Genomic DNA, 25227 nt, shown 5'->3' with positions numbered 1-25227 from the left:
CAACCGAGCCGACCCGACCGGCACCCCATGACAGGTCTAAACCAATTATCGGACGACCCTTGTCATCGGCCCCTCGGGTCTGATGAGCTGTGGCCTGGGACACAACGGACACCCTGGGAAAGGCAGATGCCGTGAGCAACGAGAGCCTGGCCAACCTGCTCAAGGAAGAGCGCAGGTTCGAGCCCCCCGCCGACCTGGCAGCCAACGCCAATGTCACGGCGGAGGCGTACGAACAGGCCAAGGCTGACAGGCTCGGCTTCTGGGCCGAGCAGGCCCGCCGGCTGGCCTGGGCCAAGGAGCCGACCGAGACGCTGGACTGGTCGAACCCGCCGTTCGCCAAGTGGTTCAAGGACGGCGCGCTCAACGTCGCCTACAACTGCGTCGACCGCCATGTCGAGGCCGGCAACGGCGACCGGGTCGCCATCCACTTCGAGGGCGAGCCGGGCGACGGCCGCGCCGTCACCTACGCCGAGCTCAAGGACGAGGTGAGCAAGGCCGCCAACGCCCTGCTGGAGCTGGGAGTCCAGGCCGGCGACCGGGTCGCGATCTACATGCCGATGATCCCCGAGACGGCGGTCGCGATGCTGGCGTGCGCCCGGATCGGCGCCGCGCACTCGGTGGTCTTCGGCGGCTTCTCCGCCGACGCCCTCGCCACCCGCATCCAGGACGCCGACGCGCGCGTCGTCATCACCTCCGACGGCGGCTACCGGCGCGGCAAGCCGTCGGCGCTGAAGCCGGCCGTGGACGAGGCGGTCGGCAAGGCCGGCAACGTCGAGCACGTGCTCGTGGTCCGCCGTACCGGGCAGGAGGTCGCCTGGAGCGAGGGCCGGGACGTGTGGTGGCACGAGATCGTCGACCGCCAGTCGGCCGAGCACACGCCGGAGCCCTTCGACGCCGAGCACCCGCTGTTCATCCTGTACACGTCCGGTACGACGGGTAAGCCGAAGGGCATCCTGCACACCTCCGGCGGCTACCTGACCCAGACGGCCTACACCCACCACGCCGTCTTCGACCTCAAGCCGGAGACGGACGTGTACTGGTGCACGGCCGACGTCGGCTGGGTCACCGGGCACTCCTACATCGTCTACGGGCCGCTCGCCAACGGCGCCACGCAGGTCATGTACGAGGGCACCCCGGACACCCCGCACCAGGGCCGCTTCTGGGAGATCGTGCAGAAGTACGGCGTGACGATCCTGTACACGGCGCCGACCGCGATCCGCACGTTCATGAAGTGGGGCGACGACATCCCCGCGAAGTTCGACCTGTCCAGCCTGCGGGTCCTGGGGTCCGTCGGTGAGCCGATCAACCCAGAGGCCTGGATCTGGTACCGGAAGAACATCGGCGCCGACCGGACGCCGGTCGTGGACACCTGGTGGCAGACCGAGACCGGCGCGATGATGATCTCGCCGCTGCCGGGCGTCACGGCCGCCAAGCCCGGCTCCGCGCAGACCCCGCTGCCCGGCATCTCCGCCACCGTCGTCGACGACGAGGCGAACGAGGTGCCGAACGGCGGCGGTGGCTACCTGGTGCTGACCGAGCCGTGGCCGTCGATGCTGCGCACCATCTGGGGCGACGACCAGCGCTTCATCGACACCTACTGGTCCCGCTTCGAGGGCAAGTACTTCGCCGGCGACGGCGCGAAGAAGGACGACGACGGCGACATCTGGCTGCTGGGCCGGGTCGACGACGTGATGCTCGTGTCCGGGCACAACATCTCCACCACCGAGGTGGAGTCGGCGCTGGTGTCCCACCCGTCGGTCGCCGAGGCGGCCGTCGTCGGCGCGACGGACGAGACCACCGGACAGGCGATCGTGGCCTTCGTCATCCTGCGCGGCACCGCGGCCGAGACCGAGGACCTCATCGCCGAGCTGCGCAACCACGTCGGCTCCACGCTCGGCCCGATCGCCAAGCCCAAGCGGATCCTGCCGGTGGCCGAGCTGCCCAAGACCCGCTCCGGCAAGATCATGCGCCGCCTGCTGCGCGACGTCGCAGAGAACCGCCAGCTCGGTGACGTGACCACGCTGACGGACTCCACCGTCATGGACCTCATCCAGTCGAAGCTGCCGGCGGCGCCCAGCGAGGACTGAGGGCCTTCGTCCCGGTAGGGGCGTCCGGCACAGCGCGCCGGACGCCCCTATTAGGTAAACTAAACAAAGCAAACGTGATCCTCCAGGTGTGCCGGGAAGTCTGGTCGGCAAAGAGCACTGCCCTGCCATCCGACCGGAGGTCTCCCCGTGTCCGCCGCCCGCAGCAGCACCCCCCGCAAGGTCCTCGGACGCCTCTCCCTGCCCGAGCGGACCTACGTCGCGGACGCGCTGCGCACCGAGACCGTCGGTGGCGTACTGCTGCTCGCGGCCGCGGTCACGGCACTGATCTGGGCGAACATCCCCGCGCTGCACGACAGTTACGAGAGCGTCAGCCACTTCCACTTCGGCCCCGGCATCTTCGGGCTGCACCTCTCGGTCGCCCACTGGGCCGCCGACGGCCTCCTCGCGGTCTTCTTCTTCGTGGCCGGCATCGAGCTCAAACGCGAGCTCGTCGCCGGTGACCTGCGCGACCCCAAGGCCGCCGCCCTGCCGGTCGTCGCGGCCCTGTGCGGCATGGCCGTACCGGCGCTCGTCTACACCCTCACCAACATCACCGGCGGCGGCTCCCTCCAGGGCTGGGCCGTGCCGACCGCCACCGACATCGCCTTCGCGCTCGCGGTGCTCGCCGTCATCGGCACATCCCTGCCGAGCGCCCTGCGCGCCTTCCTGCTCACCCTCGCCGTCGTCGACGACCTCTTCGCGATCCTGATCATCGCCGTCTTCTTCACCAGCTCCATCGACTTCGCCGCGCTCGGCGGCGCCCTCGTGGGGCTCGCGGTCTTCTGGCTGCTGCTGAGGAAGGGCGTGCGCGGCTGGTACGTGTACGTCCCCCTGGCGCTCGTCATCTGGGGGCTGATGTACAACAGCGGGGTCCACGCCACCATCGCGGGCGTCGCCATGGGCCTGATGCTGCGCTGCCACCGCCACGAGGGCGAGGCGCAGTCCCCCGGCGAGCGGATCGAACACCTGGTGCGCCCCCTCTCGGCGGGCCTCGCCGTCCCCCTGTTCGCACTGTTCAGCGCGGGTGTCGTCGTCTCGGGCGGGGCGCTGGGCGATGTGTTCACCAAGCCGGAGACGCTGGGCGTGGTGCTCGGGCTCGTGGTCGGCAAGGCGGTCGGGATCTTCGGCGGCACCTGGCTGACGGCACGTTTCACCAGGGCCTCGCTGAGCGAGGATCTCGAATGGGCGGACGTGTTCGCGGTGGCCACGCTGGCCGGCATCGGCTTCACCGTGTCGCTGCTCATCGGGGAGCTGGCCTTCGACGGCAACGCCGTACTGACCGACGAGGTCAAAGCCGCCGTACTGGCCGGGTCCCTCATCGCGGCGACCCTGGCGACCGTGCTGCTGAAGATCCGCAACGCCAAGTACCGCAGGCTGTGCGAGGCCGAGGAGCGGGACGAGGACGCCGACGGCATCCCGGACATCTACGAGGAGGACGACCCGGCGTACCACCTGCGGATGGCGGCGATCTACGACAAGAAGGCCGCCGAGCACCGCCGGATCGCCGAGGAGAAGGCCGCCGAGCGACGCGCGGTTGCCCAAGTGCCGGGCGGGGCAGGCGATGAGGACGGCCGTCCGGCATGATCTGACGGGACGGTACAAAAGTTCCGTGGGAACAGAGACGGTACGCAGAAGAGGGAGATCGCGATGAGCGCACCCGACGGCAGCCCGGTCGGCGCCGAACGCAGCATCGGCCAGCTGTTCGCCTCGGCGACGACCGAATTGTCAGCGCTGGTGCACGACGAGATCGCGCTGGCCAAGGCGCAGCTCAAGCAGGACGTCAAGCGCGGCGCGACGAGCGGCGGCGCGTTCACCGGGGCCGGCGCGGTCCTGGTGTTCTCGCTGCCGATGCTGAACTTCGCGCTGGCATACGGGATCCGCACCTGGAGCGACTGGAATCTCGCCATCTGCTTCCTGCTGTCGTTCGCGGCGAACGTGCTGGTCGCAGCCGTGCTCGCGCTCATCGGCGTGACCTTCGCCAAGAAGGCGAAGAAGAGCCAGGGCCCGCAGAAGGTCGCCGCGTCCATGAAGGAGACCGCGGGCGTGCTGCAGAACGCCAAGCCGCACCCGCGGCCGGAGCACCCGGCGATCGAGGACCGCGCCCCCGCGGCCATCGAGGCTGTGGCACGCTCGTCCTCATGACGGATCCCGCCACACCATCGGCGCAACCCACCTCGGTCGTACGGCCGGACGCCCTCCCCGACGGGACGAAGGTGACGCATCGCGACGTCGCCGCGAACGGCGCCCGCTTCCACATCGCCGAGGCCGGGGACGGCCCGCTGGTGCTGCTGCTGCACGGCTTCCCGCAGTTCTGGTGGACCTGGCGGCACCAGCTGACCGCGCTGGCCGACGCGGGCTTCCGGGCCGTCGCCATGGACCTGCGGGGCGTCGGCGGCAGCGACCGCACCCCGCGCGGGTACGACCCGACGAACCTCGTCCTCGACATCACCGGCGTCGTCCGCTCCCTCGGCGAGCCGGACGCCGCGCTGGTCGGCCACGACCTGGGCGGATACCTGGCGTGGACGGCCGCGGTGATGCGCCCGAAGCTGGTACGGCGCCTCGCCGTCACGTCCATGCCGCATCCGCGGCGCTGGCGCTCGGCGATGCTCACCGACGTCAAGCAGACGCGCGCCGGTTCCTACATCTGGGGGTTCCAGCGCCCCTGGATCCCCGAGCGGCAGCTCACCGCCGACGACGGGGCTCAGGTGGCCGAGCTGATCCGGGAGTGGTCCGGCCCCAACCAGCCGGACGACGAGACCCTGGACACCTACCGGCGCGCCATGTGCATCCCGTCCACGGCCCACTGCTCGGTGGAGCCCTACCGATGGATGGTGCGCTCCCTGGCGCGGCCGGACGGCATCCAGTTCAACCGCCGGATGAAGCGGCCGCTGCGGGTGCCGACCCTGCATCTGCACGGCTCGCTGGACCCGGTGATGCGCACGCGCAGCGCGGCCGGCTCCGGCGAGTACGTCGAAGCGCCCTACCGCTGGCGGCTGTTCGACGGGCTCGGGCACTTCCCGCACGAGGAGGATCCCGGCGCCTTCTCGACCGAGCTGATCAACTGGCTCAAGGATCCCGAGCCCGATCGGTGACCGCTTCGTCGCGCCCGGTATCCGGACCTGAACACCTGTCCTACGAACAGCCAATTGCCCGGCGCATAGGCCAATTGGGGGCCGTGGGGGCGGTTATCGACCTTGGGGCAGGGGCAGACGTCGGGGTATGGGCTGGACGCACGACTACAGTGACGCCGCACGCAATCGCCGCTCGGCCACCGGCTTGAGCCCCCACCAGCGAGGAGGCACCCCGCAGATGCAGGGTACGGACCTCCGCGTGGGCATTCCGCGCATCCTGCGTCGCCGGGCCCGCTGGGTCTCGGTACGCCTGCGTCATCCGCGCGGCTGACGCCCCTTCCTTCACCGGGTTCCCGTACGGCGTCTACAGCGCGCAACTGTCGCTGTCGACCTGCTGGTTCGCGCTGCGCCCCTGGGCGATGTCCTTCTGGATCTCGTCCGCGGTGAGCGCGTAGCCGGTGTCGGCGTCGTCCAGGGACTTCGCGAACACCACGCCGTACACCTCTCCCTGAGGGGTGAGCAGCGGTCCGCCGGAGTTGCCCTGACGGACGGTCGCGTACAGCGAGTACACGTCCCGGCGCACGGTGCCGCGGTGGTAGATGTCCGGGCCGTTGGCCGGGATGCGGCCACGCACGCGTGCGGCGCGGACGTCGTACGAGCCGTTCTCGGGGAAGCCCGCGATGATCGCGCCGTCGCCGCTCCTGGCGTCGGTCGCCGAGAACTTCAGGGCGGGTGCCTTGAGGTCGGGCACGTCGAGTACGGCGATGTCGCGGTGCCAGTCGTAGAGGACGACCGTGGCGTCGTACTTCCTGCCCTCGCCGCCTATCTGGACGGTGGGCTCGTCGACGCCGCCGACCACGTGCGCGTTGGTCATGACGCGGCGGTCGCCGAAGACGAAGCCGGAGCCCTCCAGGACCTTGCCGCAGCTCGTGGCGGTGCCCATGACCTTGACGATGGAGTTCTTCGCGCGCGTGGCCACGGGACTGTTGGCGAGGGCCGGGTCCGGGGGCCGGACGTCGGTGATCGGCTCGTTCGAGAACGGGCTGAAGACCTGCGGGAAGCCGTTCTGCGCGAGGACCGAGGAGAAGTCGGCGAACCAGGTGTCGGCCTGGTTCGGCAGCGCCCGGGAGACCCCGAGGAGCACCTTGGAGCTGCGCACCTCCTTGCCGAGCGTCGGCAGGGTCGTGCCGGCGAGGGCGGAGCCGATCAGCCAGGCCACCAGGAGCATCGCGACGACGTTGACGAGGGCGCCGCCGGTGGCGTCCAGGGCGCGGGCCGGGGACCAGGTGATGTACCGGCGCAGCTTGTTGCCGAGGTGGGTGGTGAGGGCCTGCCCGACGGAGGCGCAGACGATCACGACGACGACCGCGACCACGGCGGCGGTGGTGCTCACCTCGGCGTTGTCGGTCAGCGCGTCCCAGATGACGGGCAGTGTGTAAACGGCGACGAGACCGCCGCCCAGGAAGCCGATCACCGACAGGATGCCGACGACGAAGCCCTGGCGATAGCCGACGATCGCGAACCACACGGCGGCGACCAGCAACAGGATGTCCAGCACATTCACGGTGGACACCCTGTCATGACCGCCAGTCGAGCGGGACCTGCTTCTCCCGGTCCCAGGGGCGCTCCCAGCCGGAGTAGTGCAGCAGACGGTCGATGATCCCGGCCGTGAAGCCCCATACGAGGGCCGATTCGACCAGGAATGCCGGACCTCGGTGCCCGCTGGGGTGGACCGTGGTGGCTCGGTTGGCCGGATCCGTGAGATCCGCCACGGGGACGGTGAAGACCCTCGCCGTCTCGTTCGGATCGACCGCGGCGACCGGGCTCGGCTCGCGCCACCACCCCATCACCGGTGTCACCACGAAGCCGCTGACCGGGATGTAGAGCTTGGGCAGCACGCCGAAGAGCTGCACGCCGGACGGGTCGAGTCCGGTCTCCTCCTCGGCCTCGCGCAGAGCGGCCCGCAGGGGCCCGTCGGTGTGCGGGTCGCCGTCCTCGGGGTCGAGGGCGCCGCCGGGGAAGGACGGCTGTCCGGCGTGCGACCTGAGGGAGCCCGCCCGCTCCATGAGCAGCAGCTCGGGCCCGCGCTCGCCCTCGCCGAACAGGACGAGCACCGCCGACTGCCGGCCGGCGCCGTCCTCGGGCGGCAGGAAGCGGCTGAGCTGCAGCGGCTGCACCGTCTCCACGGCCCGCACCACCGGGCCGAGCCAGTCGGGCAGGCCCTCCTTGCTGAGTGTCACCGGCCCGCCCTGCGTATCGCTCGCTCGTGTCATCGCCACCCCCGTCGTCCTGCCCGTTCCAACGCGCGGCAGGCCCTTGATCGTTCCTCGCGCCGGTGTGTCCGGTCCGTCATCCGGCACCCAGCGGCGGCGCCGCCCTGCCGCCGGCGTCCAGGTAGGCCTGCGGCGGGTTGAGGCGCTGGCCCGGGAAGCCGCCCTTCTCGTACTTCAGGAGCTTCCTGGCCTTCTCGGGGTCCGTCTCGCCCTCGCCGTAGGCCGGGCAGAGCGGGGCGATGGGGCAGGCGCCGCAGGCGGGCTTGCGGGCGTGGCAGATGCGGCGGCCGTGCCAGATGACGTGGTGCGAGAGGTCGGTCCACTCGCTCTTCGGGAAGAGCGCTCCCACGGCGGCCTCGATCTTGTCCGGATCGGTCTCCGCGGTCCACTGCCAGCGCCGCACGAGCCGCTGGAAGTGCGTGTCCACGGTGATGCCGGGGCGTCCGAAGGCGTTGCCGAGCACGACGAAGGCGGTCTTGCGGCCGACGCCGGGCAGCTTGACGAGGTCCTCCAGCCTGCCGGGGACCTCACCGCCGAACTGCTCCACCAACGCCTTCGAAAGCCCTGTCACCGACTTGGTCTTGGCCCGGAAGAAGCCGGTCGGGCGGAGGATCTCCTCGACCTCCTCGGGGTTGGCGGCGGCCAGGTCCTCGGGGGTGGGGTACTTGGCGAAGAGCGCCGGGGTCGTCTGATTGACCCTCAGGTCGGTTGTCTGGGCCGACAGAACGGTGGCGACGACGAGCTGGAAGGGGTTTTCGAAGTCCAACTCCGGGTGGGCGTACGGGTAGACCTCGGCGAGTTCGCGGTTGATGCGGCGGGCGCGGCGCACGAGCGCGGTCTGCGACTCGCCCTTGGGCGGCTTCGCGACGGCCTTGGCGGCGGGGGCGCCCCTGACGGCGGCGGAGGCCTTCTTCGGGGCGACGGTCGCCTTCTTGACGGCTGCGGTCTTCTTCACGGCCGTCTGGTTCCCCGTCGTCTTTTTCACAGCCGTCTTCTTCGCGGTCGCCTTCGCCGCGGTCGCCTTCGCCGCCGTCACCTTCTTCGCAGCCGTCTTCTTCGCGGTCACCTTCGCCGCGGTCGCCTTCTTCGCCACAGCCTTACCGCCCGCCACAGTCCCTGTCTCTTTTGCCGGTTTCCTTCCGCCGCCGGGGTCTTGTTCGCCCACAGCGGAATCACGACGTGCAGCCACCCGTCCAGCCCCCTTGGCCTGTGCTCTCACCGGCGATTTGGACACCCGGCCAGCCTAGAGCCCGCCACTGACATCCGCCCCGGACCCAAAAGATCGGCCCCCAATTGGACCCCTGCCGCTTACCTCGGGACACCAGTGCGGCATCCTTGTGACAGATCACACTGTTTGGACCGTCCGGCAAGATGGGGAACACGGTCCCCTGGTACCAAGGGGGAGCAAGATCCCCTGAGCAGGTCGACAAGGAGAGAACTCGTGGACGACGTTCTGCGGCGGAACCCGCTCTTCGCGGCGCTCGACGACGAGCAGGCCGCGGAGCTCCGCGCCTCCATGAGTGAGGTGACCCTCGCGCGCGGCGACTCGCTCTTCCACGAAGGCGACCCCGGTGACCGGCTCTACGTGGTCACCGAGGGCAAGGTCAAGCTGCACCGCACCTCCCCCGACGGCCGCGAGAACATGCTCGCCGTCGTCGGCCCCGGCGAACTGATCGGCGAGCTGTCGCTGTTCGACCCGGGCCCGCGCACCGCCACGGCCACCGCGCTGACCGAGGTCAAGCTGCTCGGTCTCGGCCACGGCGACCTCCAGCCCTGGCTGAACGTCCGCCCGGAGGTGGCCGGCGCCCTGCTGCGCGCCGTCGCGCGGCGTCTGCGCAAGACCAACGACCAGATGTCCGACCTGGTCTTCTCGGACGTCCCCGGCCGTGTCGCCCGCGCCCTGCTGGACCTCTCGCGGCGCTTCGGCGTGCAGTCCGAGGAGGGCATCCACGTCGTCCACGACCTCACCCAGGAGGAGCTGGCCCAGCTGGTCGGCGCGTCCCGGGAGACGGTCAACAAGGCGCTGGCCGACTTCGCGCAGCGGGGCTGGCTCCGCCTGGAGGCGCGTGCGGTGATCCTGCTGGACGTCGAGCGGCTGGCGAAGCGGTCCCGCTGACGTTCGGTCCCGGCCGGGCCGGCCGGGGGCTCCGCCCACGGACCCCCGTTCGGCCCGAGCGGCCTCGTCCTCGAACGCCTCACGGGCTGCTTCACTGCCTCCATGGCCGAAAAGGTGCTCTCCAAGGGGCTCGACCCGCAGGGCTGCATCGAGCGCGAAGGCTCCCTGGGCCGCGTTCCGCACGCCTTCCTCCCCGTGGTCGCCGCGGCCCGTGACCGGCTGCTGCACGTCCTCGGCGCCCGGCTGCACAGCGCGTACCTCTACGGGTCGATTCCGCGCGGCACCGCGCGCGTGGGGCGCAGCGACCTGGATCTGCTGTTCGCCCTGCGCGAGGAGCCGGCCGACGCGGACCGGGACGCCGTACGGGCTCTGGGTGAAGCGCTCGACGCGGAGTTCCCGCAGATCGACGGGGTGGGCACGCTCCTCTACGGCCGATCGCGCCTGCTGAGCGATGCCGAGACGTACGACCTCGGGTGGTTCGTGGCCTGTCTGTGCACCCCGCTGCTCGGGGACGACCTCGCCGAGTACCTGCCGCGCTACCGGCCCGACTCCCGGCTCGCCCGCGAGACCAACGGCGACCTCGCGCTGCTCCTTCCCCGCTGGCGCGAGCGGGTCGCGGCCGCCGACGGCACCGAGACGGCCCTGCGGCCCCTGGTGCGCTTCATGTCGCGCCATCTCGTGCGCACCGGGTTCACGCTGGTCATGCCCCGCTGGAACGGCTGGACGAGCGATCTGGCGGACATGGCCGAGATCTTCGGCGCGTACTACCCGCAGCGGGCCGGGCAGATGCGTGCGGCCGCCGTACGCGGCCGTGAACCGACCGGCGACCTCGCCGTGCTGCGCTCCTACGTCGACGACCTCGGACCGTGGCTCGCCGACGAGTACACGCGCGTGCACGGCGTGAAATCCCCCCGTACGGACTAGATCAGCCCGTGCTCCTCCAGGTAGTCCATCTGTGCCCGCACCGACAGTTCGGCGGCCGGCCACAGCGACCGGTCCACGTCCGCGTAGACGTGTGCGACGACCTGGGACGGGGTGCGGTAGCCGTCCTCGACGGCCGTCTCGACCTGGGCGAGGCGGTGGGCGCGGTGGGCCAGGTAGAACTCGACGGCGCCCTGGGCGTCCTCCAGGACGGGGCCGTGGCCCGGCAGGACGGTGTGGACCCCGTCGTCGACCGTCAGCGAGCGCAGCCGGCGCAGCGAGTCCAGGTAGTCGCCCAGCCGGCCGTCGGGGTGCGCCACGACCGTCGTACCGCGCCCCAGGACGGTGTCGCCGGTCAGGACGGCCCGGTCGGCCGGCAGATGGAAGCACAGGGAGTCCGAGGTGTGGCCCGGGGTGGGTACGACCCTGAGCTCCAGTCCGCCGACGGCGACCACGTCACCGGCCGCAAGGCCCTCGTCGCCCAGCCGCAGCGCCGGGTCCAGGGCACGCACGCGCGTGGCGGTCAGCTCGGCGAAGCGGGCGGCGCCCTCCGCGTGGTCGGGGTGGCCGTGGGTGAGGAGGGTGAGGCCGATGCGCTTGCCTGCCCCCGCGGCCGTGTCGACGACCGCGCGCAGGTGGCCCTCGTCCAGCGGGCCGGGGTCGACGACGACCGCCAGGTCGGAGTCCGGTTCGGCGAGGATCCAGGTGTTGGTGCCGTCGAGGGTCATCGCCGAGGCGTTGGGGGCCAGGACGTTGACGGCCCGGGGCGTGGCGGGACCGGTCAGGACCCCGCCCCTGGGCCGGCCGGGGAGGGTGCTTGCGTCGGTCATGCGGAGGCTCCACCGGTCGGAAGGTCGGTCGGGATGCGCTTGGTGAACTCGTCGTGTCCGGGCCAGGTCAGCACGATCCGGCCGTCCTCCAGACGGGCCTGTGCCAGTACGGCGGTCATGTCCTGGCCGGGGGCGGCTGCGAGCGCGTCGGCGGCCGAGCCGAACGGGGCGAGACGGCGCAGCGTGGCGATGGTGGGCGGCATCATCAGCAGCTCGCCCTTGTCGTAGCCGTCGGCCGCGTCCTGGGGCCGGATCCACACCGTGCGGTCGGCCTCCGTGGAGGCGTTGCGGGTGCGCTGGCCGTGCGGGAGGGCCGCGACGAAGAAGAAGGTGTCGTAGCGGCGGGACTCGAACTCCGGGGTGATCCAGCGCGCCCAGGCGCCGAGCAGGTCCGAGCGCAGCACCAGGCCGCGGCGGTCGAGGAACTCGGCGAAGGAGAAGTCGCGCGCGACCAGCGCCGCTCGATCCGCCTCCCAGTCCTCGCCCGTGGTGTCGCCGACCACGGAGTCGGCCGTCGGCCCGGCGAGCAGGACGCCCGCCTCCTCGTACGTCTCCCGGACGGCCGCACACACGATGGCCTGGGCCGTCCGCTCGTCGACGCCGAGCCGCTCGGCCCACCACGCGCGCGTGGGGCCCGCCCAGCGGACGTGGTGCTCGTCGTCGCGCGGGTCGACGCCACCGCCCGGATACGCGTACGCGCCTCCGGCGAAGGCCATGGAGGCGCGTCTGCGCAGCATGTGGACGACGGGACCGCCGTCGGTGTCCTTCAGGAGCATGACGGTGGCCGCGCGCTTGGGCACCACCGGAGTGAGCGTGCCCTCCGCGAGCGCGCGGATGCGGTCCGGCCAGTCCTGCGGAAACCACTGCCCATTCGCCATGGCCGGAGGCTATCCCGTGGTGCGCGAATGTTCGAGAGGTCCCCGAGGTCAGAGCGGTGGCTACGGCACCAGCTCGACCTGGACCTCGACCTCCACGGGCGCGTCCAGCGGCAGCACCGCCACGCCGACGGCGCTGCGGGCGTGCACGCCCTTGTCGCCGAGGACCGCGCCGAGCAGCTCGCTGGCCCCGTTGATCACGCCGGGCTGGCCGGTGAAGTCGGCCGCCGAGGCGACGAAGCCGACGACCTTCACCACGCGCGCGATGCGGTCCAGGTCGCCGGCGACCGACTTGACGGCGGCCAGGGCGTTCAGGGCGCAGGTGCGGGCCAGGTCCTTGGCCTCCTCGGCCGTGACCTCGGCACCGACCTTGCCGGTGACCGGAAGCTTGCCCTCGACCATCGGGAGCTGGCCGGAGGTGTAGACGTACACGCCCGACTGAACGGCCGGCTGGTAGGCGGCGAGCGGCGGGACGACCTCCGGCAGCGTGAGGCCGAGTTCGGCCAGCCTGGCCTCGACGGCGCCCATTACGGCTTCTCCCGCTTCAGGTAGGCCACCAGCTGCTCGGGGTTGTTCGGCCCGGGCACGACCTGGACGAGCTCCCAGCCGTCCTCGCCCCAGGTGTCCAGGATCTGCTTCGTGGCATGGACGAGCAGAGGCACGGTTGCGTATTCCCACTTGGTCATGTGGCCGACTCTAGCCGTTGCCCGGCCACCATCCGTCGCCGAGTTGTCCACAGGCTGTCGCGTGATCCGCACGGCGACTGGTTAGGCTCGAATACGTGAGCAGGCTCCAGGTCGTCAGCGGCAAGGGCGGGACCGGAAAGACCACGGTCGCCGCCGCTCTCGCGTTGGCCCTCGCGACCGAGGGGAAGCGGACGCTTCTCGTCGAGGTCGAGGGGCGCCAGGGCATCGCGCAGCTCTTCGAGACCGAAGCGCTGCCCTACGAGGAGCGGAAGATCGCCGTCGCTCCAGGGGGCGGGGAGGTGTATGCCCTCGCCATCGATCCAGAACTGGCCCTTCTGGACTACCTCCAGATGTTCTACAAACTAGGAGGCGCCGGAAGAGCGTTGAAGAAACTCGGCGCGATCGACTTCGCCACCACCATCGCGCCGGGCCTCAGGGACGTGCTCCTGACCGGCAAGGCCTGCGAGGCGGTGCGCAGGCGGGACAAGAGCGGCCGGTTCGCCTACGACTACATCGTCATGGACGCACCGCCCACGGGCCGCATCACCCGTTTCCTGAACGTCAACGACGAGGTGGCGGGCCTGGCGAAGATAGGGCCGATACACAATCAGGCGCAGGCCGTGATGCGGGTGCTGAAGTCGGCGGAGACGGCCGTGCACCTGGTGGCGCTGCTGGAGGAGATGCCCGTCCAGGAGACCGTGGACGGGATCGCCGAACTGCGCGCCGCCAAGCTCCCGGTGGGCCGGATCATCGTCAACATGGTGCGGCCCGAGGTGTTGGACGGGACGGACCTGGAACTCGTACGGAGCGTGCCGCGTTCCTCTGTCGCCAAGGCACTGTCGGCGGCGGGGCTGGGCGGCGCGCGACGGGGCGGGAACGCCGAGAAGCTGGTGGACCCGCTGCTGCGGCAGGCCGATGAGTACGCCGAGCGGTACGCGCTGGAGCACGAGCAGCGCTCGGTGCTCGCCGAGACGGGCCTGCCGCTGCACGAACTGCCGCTGCTCGCCGAGGGCATGGACCTCGCGGGGCTGTACGAGCTGGCCGCCGAGCTGCGCGGGCAGGGCCTGTCATGAGCCGGAGCACGACGCGCAAGCGCAACAGCCGGAGCACGATGCGGAAGCAGGGGATGTCATGAGTCCGGACCCGGCAGGCGCCCAGGAGAGCCCGCGCCAGCACCGCCTCTCCGCCGCGCGCGTCCTCGACGTCGACCCGTTGCTCGACGACCCGAGGACGCGGATCGTGGTGTGCTGCGGCTCGGGCGGTGTGGGCAAGACCACGACGGCCGCCGCGCTGGGCCTCAGGGCCGCCGAACGCGGCCGGAAGGTGGTCGTCCTGACCATCGACCCGGCCCGCCGGCTCGCCCAGTCCATGGGCATCGACTCGCTGGACAACACCCCGCGCCGGGTGAAGGGCGTCGAGGGCGACGGCGAACTGCACGCCATGATGCTGGACATGAAGCGCACCTTCGACGAGATCGTCGAGGCGCACGCGGACGGGGAGCGGGCGGCCGCGATCCTGTCGAACCCCTTCTACCAGTCGCTCTCCGCGGGCTTCGCCGGCACGCAGGAGTACATGGCGATGGAGAAGCTGGGGCAGTTGCGGGCACGCGACGAGTGGGACCTGATCGTCGTCGACACCCCGCCCTCCCGCTCGGCGCTGGACTTCCTGGACGCTCCGAAGCGGCTCGGGTCCTTCCTGGACGGCAAGCTGATCCGCGTCCTGCTCGCGCCGGCCAAGGTCGGCGGCCGGGCGGGGATGAAGTTCCTGAACGTCGGGATGTCGATGATGACCGGCGCGCTGGGCAAGGTGCTCGGCGGTCAGCTGCTGAAGGACGTGCAGACGTTCGTGGCGGCCATGGACTCGATGTTCGGCGGCTTCCGTACGCGCGCGGACGCCACGTACAAGCTGCTGCAGGCGCCGGGCACGGCGTTCCTGGTGGTGGCGGCCCCGGAGCGGGACGCACTGCGCGAGGCCGCTTACTTCGTGGAACGGCTGGCGGCCGAGGACATGCCGCTCGCCGGTCTGGTGCTCAACCGGGTCCATGGCAGCGGCGCCGACCGGTTGTCGGCCGAGCGCGCCCTCGCCGCCGCGGAAAATCTTGTGGAGTCCCGCATTGTCGATCAGGACGGCGGGAAAGCTGGACTTCGTAACTCTCCCGACACGTACGGCAGTTCAGAATCTCCCGCATCCGAGCCCGCCGAGTCCGCGGCGTCCGGGGCCAACTCCCCCGGTCCGGACGACGAGGACCAGGGTGTCGACCGTCTCGCCGCGGGCCTGCTGAAGCTGCACGCGGAACGTATGCAACTGCTCTCCCGCGAGCAGCGCACGCGTGACCGCTTCACGGCGCTCCACCCCGAGGTCGCGGTGGCCGAAGTGGCCGCGCTGCCCGGCGATGTGCACGACCTCGTGGGACTGCGGGACATCGGCGACCGGCTCGCGGCCAACCGGCCGGAGCTGCCCGACTCCGTCGTCGACTGAGCTGAGGGGTGCCCTCAGCTCACCGCCGCGTAGTTCTCGTAGACCTCGTCGTCGTCGAGCGGCAGGATGCCCACCCCCCGCTCGTACTCCACACGCGCCGTCTCCAGGAGCCGGCGCCAGGAGGTCACGGTGGGTCGCCTGCGCAGCAGTGCGCGGCGCTCCCGCTCCGTCATGCCTCCCCACACGCCGAACTCGACGCGATTGTCCAGCGCATCGGCCAGGCATTCAGTGCGTACCGGACATCCGGTGCACACCGCCTTGGCCCTGTTCTGCGCTGCTCCCTGAACGAACAGTTCATCCGGATCGGTAGTGCGGCAGGCGGCCTGCGCACTCCAGTCGGTTACCCAGCCCATACCGGCGCCGTCCTCTCCCGAATCGAGGCTCCCCCACGGCGGCAGCGGCATATTCACCGCCGCCAGTTGAGGACGTTACGGAAGGTGGGCACAGCGCAACACCCCCTTCGGGCCCAATCTTGAATGGCCCGAACGGACTATGCGTAAGCGGCAGATCACCCGGGGGAGTGAGCTGGTAACATGCGTGACCTTCCCGGCAAAGCGGGACAGTTCCACTGAGTCACAACGGACGCCAGGTGACACAGAAGGCGGATTCGGACACGCCCCCAACAGAAACTCGGGGAACTTCCGGAACGATTCGGGGTCGCCGGACGTATTGATACGTGGCCCTGCTGCTGTGACAGTTGAGAGCAGCTTAGGCCAAGGCATATACGCGTGTCCGGCGATTGAGAACGTAGGCTGCCCTCATGCCAAAGAAGCGCTCGGGCGGTGGCCTGTCCCCCACGCAGCAGGCCGCCAAGTTCCTCGGTGTCAGTGTGCTGGCCGGTGCCGTCATGGCCGGTATCGCACTGCCCGCCGTAGGCGCGCTCGGACTCGCGGCCAAGGGATCGGTGGAGAGCTTCGACGAGCTCCCGGCCAACCTCAAGACCCCGCCGCTGAGCCAGCGCACCACGATCCTCGACGCCGACGGCGGCCAGATCGCCACGGTGTACTCGCGCGACCGTACGGTGGTCGCCCTCAAGGACATCTCGCCGTACATGCAGAAGGCGATCGTCGCGATCGAGGACTCGCGCTACTACCAGCACGGCGCGGTCGACCTGAAGGGCATCCTGCGCGCGCTGAACAAGAACGCGCAGAGCGGCGGCGTATCCGAGGGCGCCTCCACGCTCACCCAGCAGTACGTGAAGAACGTGTTCATCGAGGAGGCCGGCGACGACCCGACGAAGGTCGCCGAGGCCACCCAGCAGACTCTGGGCCGCAAGATCAAGGAGCTGAAGTACGCGATCCAGGTCGAGGAGGAGCTCGGCAAGAAGAAGATCCTCGAGAACTACCTGAACATCACGTTCTTCGGTGAGCAGGCCTATGGCGTCGAGGCCGCCTCCCAGCGCTACTTCTCCCGGCACGCCAAGGACCTCAGCCTCCAGCAGGCGGCGCTGCTCGCGGGCATCGTGCAGTCCCCGAGCCGCTACGACCCGGTCAACGACGAGGCGGAGGCCACCAAGCGCCGCAACACCGTGCTGCAGCGCATGGCCGAGCTCGGGGACATCTCGCAGGCGGAGGCCGACAAGGCCAAGAAGTCCTCGCTGGGCCTCGACCCCAGCCAGCCGAAGAACGGCTGCATCACCGCCGTGAAGGGCGCGGGCTTCTTCTGCGACTACGTCCGCGAGGTCTTCCTCAACGACCCGATCTTCGGCCGGACCAAGGAGGCCCGGGCCAAGGTCTGGAACCAGGGCGGTCTGACGATCCGCACCACCCTCGACCCGCAGGCCCAGGAGTCGGTGCAGTCCTCGATCAAGGACCACGTCTACAAGAGCGACGACGTGGCGACCGCCGCCACCCTCGTGGAGCCCGGCACCGGCAAGATCCTGGCGATGGGCCAGTCGCGGCCGTACGGCTTCGGCAAGCACGAGACGCAGATCAACCTGTCGGTGAACCAGTCGATGGGCGGCGGCGCGGGCTACCAGCCCGGCTCGACGTTCAAGCCGATCGTGGCCGCGGCCGCCATAGAGGGCGGCACGCCGGCGACGCAGTCGTACTCCTCGCCGTACGAGATGTACTACCCGAGCCCGGTGTCGATCTGCAACGGCGGGCAGTGGCGGGACGACCCCAACAACCCGACCAAGCTGAGCAACGAGAACGAGTCGGAGCACGGCCCGTACAGCATGAAGCAGGCCACCGCGAAGTCGGTCAACACCTACTACGTGCAGCTGATCAGCGACATCGGCATCTGCCCGGTCGTCGACATGGCCAAGAAGATGGGCGTGCAGCGCGCGGACGGCGCCAAGATGCGGCAGGCCCCCTCGATCGCGCTCGGCACGCAGGAGATGTCGCCGCTGACGATGGCGAACGCGTACGCCACCTTCGCCTCGCGCGGCATGTACTGCACGCCGATCGCCATCGAGTCCATCAGCCAGCGGATCGGCGACAAGACGAAGTCGCTGCAGGTGCCCAAGTCGACCTGCTCGCGGGCGATGTCGGAGAAGACCGCCGACACCGTGACGACGCTGCTGAAGGGCGTGGTCGAGGACGGTACGGGCCAGCAGGCGGGCCTCAGCGACCGCCCGAGCGCCGGTAAGACCGGTACGACGGACAACCGCTACGCGGCCTGGTTCGTCGGCTTCACCCCGAACATGGCGGGCGCGGTCTGGGTCGGCGACCCGACCCACAAGCGCCAGATGAAGCAGATCACCATCGGCGGCATCTACCACAGCCTCGTCTACGGCGCCGACACGCCCGGCCCGATCTGGAAGGACGCCATGACCGGCGCCCTGGAGGGCAAGCCCGTCGAGTCCTTCAACCTCGTCGACATCCCCGACGGCAACAAGGACAAGGGGAACGGCGACGGGAAGAACGGCGGCAACGGCAACGGCGGCAACAACAACGGCGGGAACTCCAACGGCGGCACGGACGGCGGCGGCACCACCTTCCCCACGCCCACCTTCTCCATCCCGGAGAACCTGTTCCAGGGCACGAGCAACGGGAACGGCAATGGGGGCCGGCGCGGCTGACGCGGAAGCCGGAACGACGTAGGGCGGCCCTTGCCCCACCTGTGAGGTGGGGCAAGGGCCGCCCTACGTGCTGTCTCTACGAGATCCTCAGCGTCCTCAGCCGGCCAGCAGCTTCTTCACCACCGCGGCGACGCGGCCGCCCTCGGCCTGGCCGGCGACCTTCGGGTTGACGATCTTCATGACGGCGCCCATGGCACGCGGCCCCTCGGCACCCGCGGCCTTCGCCTCCGCGACGGCCGCGGCGACGATCTCGTGCAGCTCCTCGTCGCCGAGCTGCTTGGGCAGGTACGCGGCGAGCACCTCGCCCTCCGCCTTCTCCCGCTCGGCCGACTCGGCACGACCACCCTGCGCGAAGGCGTCGGCCGCCTCGCGACGCTTCTTCGCCTCCTTGGTGATCACCTTGAGGACCTCGTCGTCGGAGAGCTCGCGCTTCTCCTTGCCCGCGACCTCCTCCTTGGTGATCGCGGTGAGCGTCAGCCGGAGCGTCGAGGAGCGGAGCTCGTCGCGCTCCTTGATCGCGGCGTTGAGGTCTTCCTGCAGCTTCGACTTGAGCGTGGTGGTCATGGGTTTGATTGTCGCAGGTACGGAACGGACGACGCCCGTCGATTTAAGGGGGAGGCAGCAACAGGGCGGCTCAAGTCGCCCCGCGCGTCTGACACGATGGAGGTATGCGCGCTCGATACGGAGTACCTCTGGGGATCGCGGCGGTCGGCGCCGCCGGTGTGGCCTACGCGGCGGGCTTCGAAGCCCGCTCCTTCCGTCTGCGGAGGGTGACCGTCCCCGTCCTGCCCGCCGGGATGCGCCCCCTGCGGCTGCTGCAGGTCTCCGACATCCACATGGTCGGCGGCCAGCGCAAGAAGCAGCGCTGGCTGCGCTCGCTGGCCGGCCTGCGCCCCGACTTCGTGATCAACACGGGCGACAACCTGTCGGACCCCGAGGGCGTGCCGGAGGTCCTGGACGCGCTGGGCCCGCTGATGGAGTTCCCCGGCGCGTACGTCTTCGGCTCGAACGACTACTACGGCCCCAAGCCGCGCAACCCCGCCCGCTACCTGCTGGAGAAGGTCCAGGGCCGGCACGGCCTGAACGGCAACCCGCCGGTCGTCGGCGCGATCCACAACCCGTGGGAGGACCTGCGGGACGCCTTCGACGCGGCGGGCTGGCTGAACCTGACCAACACCCGCGGCACCCTGAAGATCGACGGCATGGCGCTGGAGCTGACGGGCCTGGACGACCCGCACATCAAGCGCGACCGGTACGCCCAGGTGGCGGGCGGCCCGTCGGACGCGGCGGACTTCTCCATGGGCGTGGTGCACGCGCCGTACCTGCGCGTGCTGGACGCCTTCACCGCCGACGCGTACCCCTTGATCCTGGCGGGCCACACGCACGGCGGCCAGCTCTGCATCCCCTTCTACGGCGCCCTCGTCACCAACTGCGACCTGGACACCGACCGGGTCAAGGGCCTGTCGCGGCATGTGTCGGAGGGGCGTACATCCTATCTGCACGTGTCGGCGGGCTGCGGGACGAACCGCTACACACCGGTACGGTTCGCCTGCCCGCCGGAGGCCACGCTGCTGACGTTGGTGGAGCGGGCGTAGAGACCCCCGCGAGGGCGAGCGCGACGAACGATTAACCCACACGGCCCGCCCATATCGCCGCATATGCCCCCTTTATCTAACTTGAGGGCATGACCGCCCCGATACCCAGGGACATCCCGGACCTCCCCGCGGTCCCGGGCGTACCCGCGCTGCTGCCCTCCCCGGTCCCCGCCACAGCGGTGATGACCCCCGTACGCCACCCCCTGACCGCGCTCTACCGCCTCCTGGTCGCCCTCGCGGCGGCCGGGGCGGTGACGATCGAACTGCTCCTCGGCAGGCCGGTCCGGATCCTGAGCTACTTCACGATCCAGAGCAACATCCTGGTGGCCGTGGTCCTGACCCTGGCGGCCCACCGAGCGTGGACGGCTCGCCGCCCACTCCCCTCGGCGCTGACGGGAGCGGCGCTCCTCTACATCACGATCACGGGCCTGGTGTACCACCTGCTGCTGGCCAGGGCGTCGAGCCCGTTCGCGATGACCGGCGAGACGGCCCCGCCGACCGGCTGGCACTGGGTCACCGACCAGATCCTCCATACGGCGACCCCGGTCGCGGCGGTCCTGGACTGGCTGCTGCTGACCGCCCCCGGCCGGCTGCACCTCCGCCAGGCGGCGACCTGGCTCCTCTACCCCCTCGCCTATCTGACGCTCTCCCTCATCAGGGGCGAGCTCATCCTCCCCGGCACGCCGGGCCGCTATCTCTACCCCTTCCTCGACGTCGACCAGCACGGCTACAAGAGCGTCCTCGGCAACGCCCTCCTCCTCGGCCTCGCCTTCTACGCCCTCGCCGTCCTCCTGATCGCCCTCGACCACGCCCGCCCGAACCCCGTCCGCCGCCGCGCGAAAACCGGATTTCGTCTACAGCCACCGGTGGGCTAAAGTAAACGTCGTCGCCGCGACAAGCAGGACAGCAGCGACATCGGGGTGTAGCGCAGCTTGGCAGCGCGCTTCGTTCGGGACGAAGAGGTCGTGGGTTCAAATCCCGCCACCCCGACAGCCAAATAGCAGTTCAGAGGGCCCTCACCGAATCGGTGAGGGCCCTCTGGCGTTGCTGCGTGTCTATCTGCGTGACTATCGCTTTCTGAGTGCCTACGACTTCCGCGGATCGGCTCCGAATCCGAAGATCCCGTCCATGACGACGGCTCCAGTCTGGATCACGGGCCGGATCTGCTTCCGGTAGACCTCCTCGGTCACGGCCGTACCCGAGTGCCCGACGAGCCGGGAGATCTCCTCCAGAGGCACGCCCCGGTCGGAGAGCAGCGACACGAAGCTGTGCCGGAGCTCCCGGGGCGTCCACTCATCGGCGTTGATCCCGTCGATGCCCTTGAGCGCCTGGCGGAAGGCACGGCGGACGTTGGCAGCATCAAGCGGCTTGCCGACGGCGGAGGAGAAGACGAGCCCGTGTTCCTCCCAGTCGTCACCGGCGGCGAGCCGATCCCATCCCTGGTCTTCGAACTGCTGCCAGAGAGCATCGACGCAGCGCGCTGGCAGGGCGAGGGTGCGCCGGGACTTCCGGGTCTTGGTGTCGCCGCCCCGACGGACTGAGCGCCATACCGCGATGTGCGGAGGCTGCGGTGGGTCCGCGTCCGGCTTGCCCTTGAGGAAGACGTGGTCCCAGGTGAGAGCGCGCAATTCTTCTGTACGTGCCCCAGTCAACAGCGCGACGACGATGTACGCGTACATCGAGGTTCCCTCGGCCCCTTTGAGGACGGCCTCGGCCTGGGCGAAGGTGAGCGCCTTGGACGGGCGGCCGGCCTGCCCCTGGGGTACCGAGCAGAGTTCGACGACGTTGCGCTTCACCTTGTCCCGCGCCATGGCCCGCTTGACCGAGCGGTTCAGGCAGGAGTGAAGGGCCTGGAGGGTGCGTGTACTGAGCGTCTTCGCCTTGGTGGCCAGCCAGCGGTCTACGTCCTCCGCGCTGAGGTCGCGGAGCTTGCGAGCGCCGAGCGACGGAATGACGTGCTTCTCGCTCAGGAGCGTTGTGGTCTCGACGGTCCTGGGGTCGAGGCCGGCCAGCCCGTAGGTGAGCCAGTCCGTCACCGCGTCTTTGACGGTGTAGTTGGTGGGTGCGATCGCGAGGCCGTCTTCGTGGTCCCGCAACACCTCCTTGAGCTTGTTCTTCGCTTCCGTCTTGGTCTTGCCACTCCCCCGCTTCACGATCCGCTTGCCGCTCGGGTCGAATCCAAGGTTCGCCGTGGCGATCCAACGCTGTCTCTTCTCGTCCCAGTGGAGGCCGCCGTCACCGCGGCTACGACGCTTCGTCATCAGGCCGCCTCTTCCATCTGGCCCCGGATGAAGGCACGTACGGCGTCATCAGGGATGCGGCGGCAGCCGTCGACCTTGATGGAGACCAGGCGCCGGGTGCGGATGAGGTCGTACACCTTCGTGCGGCCGACCTTGAGTCGCGTCATGACCTCGGTAACGGTGAGCAGTTCGGGCGCGGCCGTGGTCATTTGGTGGGCTCTCCTTCGGTTCCGGGGGCGGGTTCGAGGGATGCGGCGAGCCAGGCTTCGGCGGAGGACAGGCCCGTGCCGGCGAAGACCCAGTGCGCGAGGACGTACGTGGTGTCGGTGCCGTGTTCGGGCTGTGCGGCGGCGACTTGGGCTCGGCGCCATTCGGCGCGGGCGTCGCGGAGGGCGCCGAGGGTGGTGGAGTAGCGGCGGGACTTGGTGGAGAAGTGGCCGCGGAAGCCGAGCATGTGGGCCCAGGCGCGCAGGCGAAGGTGTTCGAGGCTCTTGCGTGCGCCAAGGTCCCAGGCGGTACGGACCAGGCGGCGGGCGTGGTCACTGATGTCGAGCTGGCCGAGTTCGGCGGCGAACTTCAGGGGGCGGTCGAGAGCTCCCGTCGCGGTCTCGGCGCCCTTGGTGGCGTACTTGGCGATGTAAGCGGCGACGGCTCGCTCGGTCACCTCTTGGCCGTCGTTGAAGTCGGCGGATCGGATCGTGCGGACGTCGAGTTGGCGGCCGAAGGTGAAGGTGTGGGTGCGGCCGTCGAGGACCGGGCCGTCCACGCGCACCTTGGCGGTGGCGGCGCGGATGGCGTCGGTGAGGAGTTCGGCGGTGGCCCAGGGCGGGGGCGGGGTGTCTCCGCCGGCGGGGCCGTCGAGGCGTATGACGGCGTGGAAGTGGACGGCGCCGCGCTTCTGGTACTCGGCGACCTTGGCGAAGGACACGCGGGCATGGTCGCGGAGTCGGCGTTGGGAGAGGCCCGCCCGCTTGGCGACCTCTCGGCGGAGGTAGGTGGAGAAACGCCGCCAGAGGGCGCCTGCATGGGCGTTCCAGAGCACGGCCGCTTCGTAGTCGTAGGTGTCCGGGGCGAGCGGGGTGCCAAGCTTGTCGTCGTCCTGGGCGTGGTGGATGCCGCAGCGGCAGGTGCGGCCGTTGGAGGGGCGGTTGTGGACCGGGCCGAAGCTCGGTGCGGTGAAGGTGGCGAACACGCGGGGGTGGGCGGCGACGTGTTCCGGGGTGCCCTTGCCGCCGCGTAGTCCTGCGGTGATCAGGTGGAAGGTGTCGCGGCGGTAGACCTCGGCGCAGGCCGGGCAGCGGGTGGTGCGGCGGTTGTTGCAGCGGACGAGGAGTTGGCCGGCCGGGAGGCTGGTGGAGTCGAGGTGGTGGAGGACGTTGCCGATCTCGCCGGTGGTGGTGTCGACGTCGTACTCGGTGCGGTGGCCGTCGAGGCGGATCGGGTGGGTGCAGCCTCCGAGGCCGGAGAGCTGGCGGAGGATGCCCGGGAGCGTGCCCTGTGCGGCCAGGTTCGCGACTTCCGGGAGGGGGGCCGGAGTGGTGCGGGTGAAGATGGCTATCTCCTTTGACTGGCTCGGTCGGGAGGAACTGGCCCCCGGGGCGGCGAGATGCTCGGTTGTGTGCCGCCGCCCGAGCAGCCGAGGCGGGGGTTCAGCGCCGGTTGTGGTCGCGGAGCATCGAGCGCAGGACGACGGCGGCCACGGCGACGGAGATGGCCGTCACGGCGACGGCGGCCAGGAGCGCGGTGAGGACGACTCCGCCGACGAGCACGACGGCGACCGTGTTCTTGTCGATCGCGACTGACGGCAGTGAGCGCCGTATGGGCGCCGGGTCGGTCGGGGCGTGAGTGTGCGCCGGCGGCGGGGTCGGGCTGTCGGGGTATTTGGGCAGGAACACGGTCGGAGACTCCTTATCTACTCGTCTAGTCATGTGAGCCGTTTATGACGTCCACGCCGGAGCGCGTTCCGGACTCGATGGCGGGGGCCATGAAGGTGTGGGAGAGCCAGAAGCCGAAGAGGGCGATCAGGACGACGATCCAGGTGCGGACGCCGAGGAACTTGACCGCTCCCCAGGCGAAGAAGCCGAGGACGAACACGAGCGGGAGGCTGACGGTCACGGTCTTCGGGGTCCTTTCAGCGGACGGGGCAGCGGTGGGTGCGGGCGGCCAGTTCGGCGGCGGCGCGACTGTCGTAGTCGGCGGAGAAGCCGCAGCGCGGAGCAGTGCAGGCGGCGGTGTGCTTCTCGCGGCCCCGGCCGTCGTATGAGGTGCCGACCTGGACGGGGCCGATGCGGGTGACGCTGCGGAAGCGGCGGTTGGCGGTCACGTGGGTCTCCTTTCAGAGCTGGGCGGCGATGGCTTCGGCCATGGGGGCCGGGACGCCGAGGCGGGCCCGGAGGGTGGGAGTGTCGATTGGTGTGCCGGTGCGGGTGTGGTGGTCGGCGGCGACTTTGCGGGCGTGGTCGACCAGGGCGGCCGGGACCGACACGGCGGGGCGTTCGGGCGGTGCTTCGAGGGCCGGTTGGGCGGGTGGCTCGGGGGTGGGTTCGGGCGTCGCCTCCTGGTCCTCGATGACGTCGAGGTTGTTGTCCGGTGGGGTGGGGGTGGTGTGGGCGAGGAGGGTTCCGCCGAGGAAGGCGACGGCGGGCCAGCCCGCGACGAGGATGCGCAGCCAGGACGGCACGTGGCTCAGGTCGAGCAGTCCAGCGGTGGCGACGTTGGCACCGAGGGATGCGGTCAGGGCGATGACGAACCAGCACCAGCCGGATGCCTTGGCGTCACCGGAGCGCAGTCGGCGCCAGGCGGCGACGAGCAGCAGGTCGACGCTGATCGGGTAGGCCCACGCTTTCCATCCGTCCTGTCCGGCCGCCGAGGCGACGTCGTGCAGGTGGGCGAAGGACAGGGAGGCGGCGATGAGTGCCTGGACGAGCACCGCGTCGACGCGGGCCAGTTGGGCGCGCATGCTGCGGCTCCTTTTCGGGTTCAGGCATGGGAGGGGTAGGGACGTGGCGTGAGGCGGTCACGCCGACCGGGATG

Annotated in this window: 28 protein-coding genes and 1 tRNA gene; 13 read left to right on the top strand and 16 right to left on the bottom strand. The window is 70.2% G+C overall.

Features of this window, described 5'->3' with window-relative positions:
• Positions 1 to 131: 131 nt before the first annotated feature.
• The 5 genes from acs to ACIGDI_RS33320 all read left to right on the top strand — a co-directional run bounded on the left by acs (position 132) and on the right by ACIGDI_RS33320 (position 5489).
• Complete coding sequence (acs, locus tag ACIGDI_RS33340; RefSeq protein ID WP_399904530.1) at positions 132 to 2087, top strand: acetate--CoA ligase; 1956 nt, start codon at positions 132 to 134, stop codon at positions 2085 to 2087.
• Positions 2088 to 2234: 147 nt separating this feature from the next.
• On the top strand, positions 2235 to 3671 hold the full coding sequence (nhaA, locus tag ACIGDI_RS33335) for a Na+/H+ antiporter NhaA (protein ID WP_399904528.1): 1437 nt from the start codon (positions 2235 to 2237) through the stop codon (positions 3669 to 3671).
• A gap of 63 nt (positions 3672 to 3734) precedes the next feature.
• Entirely contained in the window at positions 3735 to 4229 is a 495-nt protein-coding gene (locus ACIGDI_RS33330; protein WP_399904525.1) for a phage holin family protein, read from the top strand.
• Positions 4226 to 5179 (top strand): alpha/beta fold hydrolase, encoded by a 954-nt coding sequence (locus ACIGDI_RS33325; protein WP_399904522.1) that lies wholly within the window; start codon positions 4226 to 4228, stop codon positions 5177 to 5179. The genes ACIGDI_RS33330 and ACIGDI_RS33325 overlap by 4 nt, the downstream gene beginning before the upstream one ends.
• A 127-nt stretch (positions 5180 to 5306) precedes the next feature.
• On the top strand, positions 5307 to 5489 hold the full coding sequence (locus tag ACIGDI_RS33320) for a hypothetical protein (protein WP_234491007.1): 183 nt from the start codon (positions 5307 to 5309) through the stop codon (positions 5487 to 5489).
• Positions 5490 to 5522: 33 nt separating this feature from the next.
• On the opposite strand, the gene ACIGDI_RS33315 is transcribed toward ACIGDI_RS33320, so the two are convergent.
• The 3 genes from ACIGDI_RS33315 to nth form a co-directional block, all read right to left on the bottom strand.
• Complete coding sequence (locus ACIGDI_RS33315) at positions 5523 to 6722, bottom strand: MarP family serine protease (RefSeq protein ID WP_390629923.1); 1200 nt, start codon at positions 6720 to 6722, stop codon at positions 5523 to 5525.
• 13 nt (positions 6723 to 6735) lie between these two features.
• Positions 6736 to 7431 (bottom strand): CoA pyrophosphatase, encoded by a 696-nt coding sequence (locus tag ACIGDI_RS33310; RefSeq protein WP_142154097.1) that lies wholly within the window; start codon positions 7429 to 7431, stop codon positions 6736 to 6738.
• A gap of 76 nt (positions 7432 to 7507) precedes the next feature.
• The gene (nth, locus tag ACIGDI_RS33305; RefSeq protein ID WP_399904580.1) at positions 7508 to 8497 is read right to left on the bottom strand and encodes an endonuclease III; all 990 of its coding nucleotides are present in this window, start codon (positions 8495 to 8497) and stop codon (positions 7508 to 7510) included.
• 375 nt (positions 8498 to 8872) lie between these two features.
• Here nth and ACIGDI_RS33300 point away from each other — a divergent pair, with 375 nt between their 5' ends.
• The gene (locus tag ACIGDI_RS33300) at positions 8873 to 9547 is read left to right on the top strand and encodes a Crp/Fnr family transcriptional regulator (RefSeq protein ID WP_058924095.1); all 675 of its coding nucleotides are present in this window, start codon (positions 8873 to 8875) and stop codon (positions 9545 to 9547) included.
• Positions 9548 to 9649: 102 nt separating this feature from the next.
• On the top strand, positions 9650 to 10471 hold the full coding sequence (locus tag ACIGDI_RS33295; protein ID WP_399904518.1) for a nucleotidyltransferase: 822 nt from the start codon (positions 9650 to 9652) through the stop codon (positions 10469 to 10471).
• Here the strand turns inward: ACIGDI_RS33295 and ACIGDI_RS33290 are convergent.
• The 4 genes from ACIGDI_RS33290 to ACIGDI_RS33275 are packed head-to-tail and all read right to left on the bottom strand — an operon-like array spanning position 10468 to position 12859.
• Positions 10468 to 11298, bottom strand: a complete 831-nt coding sequence (locus ACIGDI_RS33290; RefSeq protein WP_399904515.1) for an MBL fold metallo-hydrolase — start codon at positions 11296 to 11298, stop codon at positions 10468 to 10470. The genes ACIGDI_RS33295 and ACIGDI_RS33290 overlap by 4 nt on opposite strands.
• Complete coding sequence (locus tag ACIGDI_RS33285; protein ID WP_399904512.1) at positions 11295 to 12176, bottom strand: NUDIX hydrolase; 882 nt, start codon at positions 12174 to 12176, stop codon at positions 11295 to 11297. Before ACIGDI_RS33285 ends, ACIGDI_RS33290 begins: the two co-directional genes overlap by 4 nt.
• Before the next feature lie 60 nt (positions 12177 to 12236).
• Positions 12237 to 12701, bottom strand: a complete 465-nt coding sequence (locus ACIGDI_RS33280) for a RidA family protein (protein WP_142154086.1) — start codon at positions 12699 to 12701, stop codon at positions 12237 to 12239.
• A complete protein-coding gene (locus tag ACIGDI_RS33275) occupies positions 12701 to 12859 on the bottom strand; it encodes a DUF4177 domain-containing protein (protein WP_019992579.1) in 159 nt (52 codons plus the stop codon). The genes ACIGDI_RS33280 and ACIGDI_RS33275 overlap by 1 nt, the downstream gene beginning before the upstream one ends.
• Before the next feature lie 95 nt (positions 12860 to 12954).
• Between ACIGDI_RS33275 and ACIGDI_RS33270 the strand changes: the two genes are divergently transcribed.
• Together ACIGDI_RS33270 and ACIGDI_RS33265 are read left to right on the top strand one after the other, a co-directional pair.
• Positions 12955 to 13932: an ArsA family ATPase gene (locus ACIGDI_RS33270; protein WP_399904507.1), complete on the top strand. Its 978-nt coding sequence runs from the start codon at positions 12955 to 12957 to the stop codon at positions 13930 to 13932.
• Between the two features lie 58 nt (positions 13933 to 13990).
• Entirely contained in the window at positions 13991 to 15337 is a 1347-nt protein-coding gene (locus ACIGDI_RS33265) for an ArsA family ATPase (protein ID WP_399904505.1), read from the top strand.
• A 14-nt stretch (positions 15338 to 15351) separates the two neighbouring features.
• On the opposite strand, the gene wblA is transcribed toward ACIGDI_RS33265, so the two are convergent.
• Entirely contained in the window at positions 15352 to 15690 is a 339-nt protein-coding gene (wblA, locus tag ACIGDI_RS33260) for a transcriptional regulator WblA (RefSeq protein WP_058924101.1), read from the bottom strand.
• 407 nt (positions 15691 to 16097) lie between these two features.
• Here wblA and ACIGDI_RS33255 point away from each other — a divergent pair, with 407 nt between their 5' ends.
• Positions 16098 to 18359, top strand: coding sequence for a transglycosylase domain-containing protein (locus ACIGDI_RS33255; RefSeq protein ID WP_399904503.1), 2262 nt, complete (start codon positions 16098 to 16100; stop codon positions 18357 to 18359).
• A 96-nt stretch (positions 18360 to 18455) separates the two neighbouring features.
• Here ACIGDI_RS33255 and ACIGDI_RS33250 read toward each other — a convergent pair whose 3' ends face one another.
• Entirely contained in the window at positions 18456 to 18923 is a 468-nt protein-coding gene (locus tag ACIGDI_RS33250; RefSeq protein WP_200701401.1) for a GatB/YqeY domain-containing protein, read from the bottom strand.
• A gap of 104 nt (positions 18924 to 19027) precedes the next feature.
• Here ACIGDI_RS33250 and ACIGDI_RS33245 point away from each other — a divergent pair, with 104 nt between their 5' ends.
• The 3 genes from ACIGDI_RS33245 to ACIGDI_RS33235 all read left to right on the top strand — a co-directional run bounded on the left by ACIGDI_RS33245 (position 19028) and on the right by ACIGDI_RS33235 (position 20944).
• On the top strand, positions 19028 to 19954 hold the full coding sequence (locus tag ACIGDI_RS33245) for a metallophosphoesterase (protein ID WP_399904499.1): 927 nt from the start codon (positions 19028 to 19030) through the stop codon (positions 19952 to 19954).
• A gap of 89 nt (positions 19955 to 20043) precedes the next feature.
• Positions 20044 to 20829: a Pr6Pr family membrane protein gene (locus tag ACIGDI_RS33240; protein WP_399904496.1), complete on the top strand. Its 786-nt coding sequence runs from the start codon at positions 20044 to 20046 to the stop codon at positions 20827 to 20829.
• A 41-nt stretch (positions 20830 to 20870) separates the two neighbouring features.
• Positions 20871 to 20944: transfer RNA gene (locus tag ACIGDI_RS33235), tRNA-Pro, on the top strand.
• Positions 20945 to 21039: 95 nt separating this feature from the next.
• On the opposite strand, the gene xerC is transcribed toward ACIGDI_RS33235, so the two are convergent.
• From xerC to ACIGDI_RS33200, 7 genes are all read right to left on the bottom strand, one after another.
• Positions 21040 to 22215 (bottom strand): tyrosine recombinase XerC, encoded by a 1176-nt coding sequence (xerC, locus tag ACIGDI_RS33230; protein ID WP_399904493.1) that lies wholly within the window; start codon positions 22213 to 22215, stop codon positions 21040 to 21042.
• Entirely contained in the window at positions 22215 to 22403 is a 189-nt protein-coding gene (locus tag ACIGDI_RS33225) for a helix-turn-helix domain-containing protein (RefSeq protein ID WP_389294892.1), read from the bottom strand. Before ACIGDI_RS33225 ends, xerC begins: the two co-directional genes overlap by 1 nt.
• A complete protein-coding gene (locus ACIGDI_RS33220; protein ID WP_399904576.1) occupies positions 22400 to 23701 on the bottom strand; it encodes a replication initiator in 1302 nt (433 codons plus the stop codon). The genes ACIGDI_RS33225 and ACIGDI_RS33220 overlap by 4 nt, the downstream gene beginning before the upstream one ends.
• Positions 23702 to 23843: 142 nt before the next feature.
• Positions 23844 to 24089: a SpdD protein gene (locus ACIGDI_RS33215; RefSeq protein ID WP_399904490.1), complete on the bottom strand. Its 246-nt coding sequence runs from the start codon at positions 24087 to 24089 to the stop codon at positions 23844 to 23846.
• 25 nt (positions 24090 to 24114) lie between these two features.
• Positions 24115 to 24309: a hypothetical protein gene (locus tag ACIGDI_RS33210; protein ID WP_030944592.1), complete on the bottom strand. Its 195-nt coding sequence runs from the start codon at positions 24307 to 24309 to the stop codon at positions 24115 to 24117.
• 16 nt (positions 24310 to 24325) lie between these two features.
• Complete coding sequence (locus ACIGDI_RS33205; protein WP_030673588.1) at positions 24326 to 24517, bottom strand: mobile element transfer protein; 192 nt, start codon at positions 24515 to 24517, stop codon at positions 24326 to 24328.
• A gap of 12 nt (positions 24518 to 24529) precedes the next feature.
• Positions 24530 to 25153 (bottom strand): DUF2637 domain-containing protein, encoded by a 624-nt coding sequence (locus tag ACIGDI_RS33200; protein ID WP_399904486.1) that lies wholly within the window; start codon positions 25151 to 25153, stop codon positions 24530 to 24532.
• Between the last annotated feature and the right edge of the window lie 74 nt (positions 25154 to 25227).

This window comes from Streptomyces sp. NPDC085900, from assembly GCF_044540925.1.
GTDB classification, from domain to species: Bacteria; Actinomycetota; Actinomycetes; order Streptomycetales; family Streptomycetaceae; genus Streptomyces; species Streptomyces gilvifuscus.
This window is presented reverse-complemented; position numbering and strand designations above follow the sequence as displayed.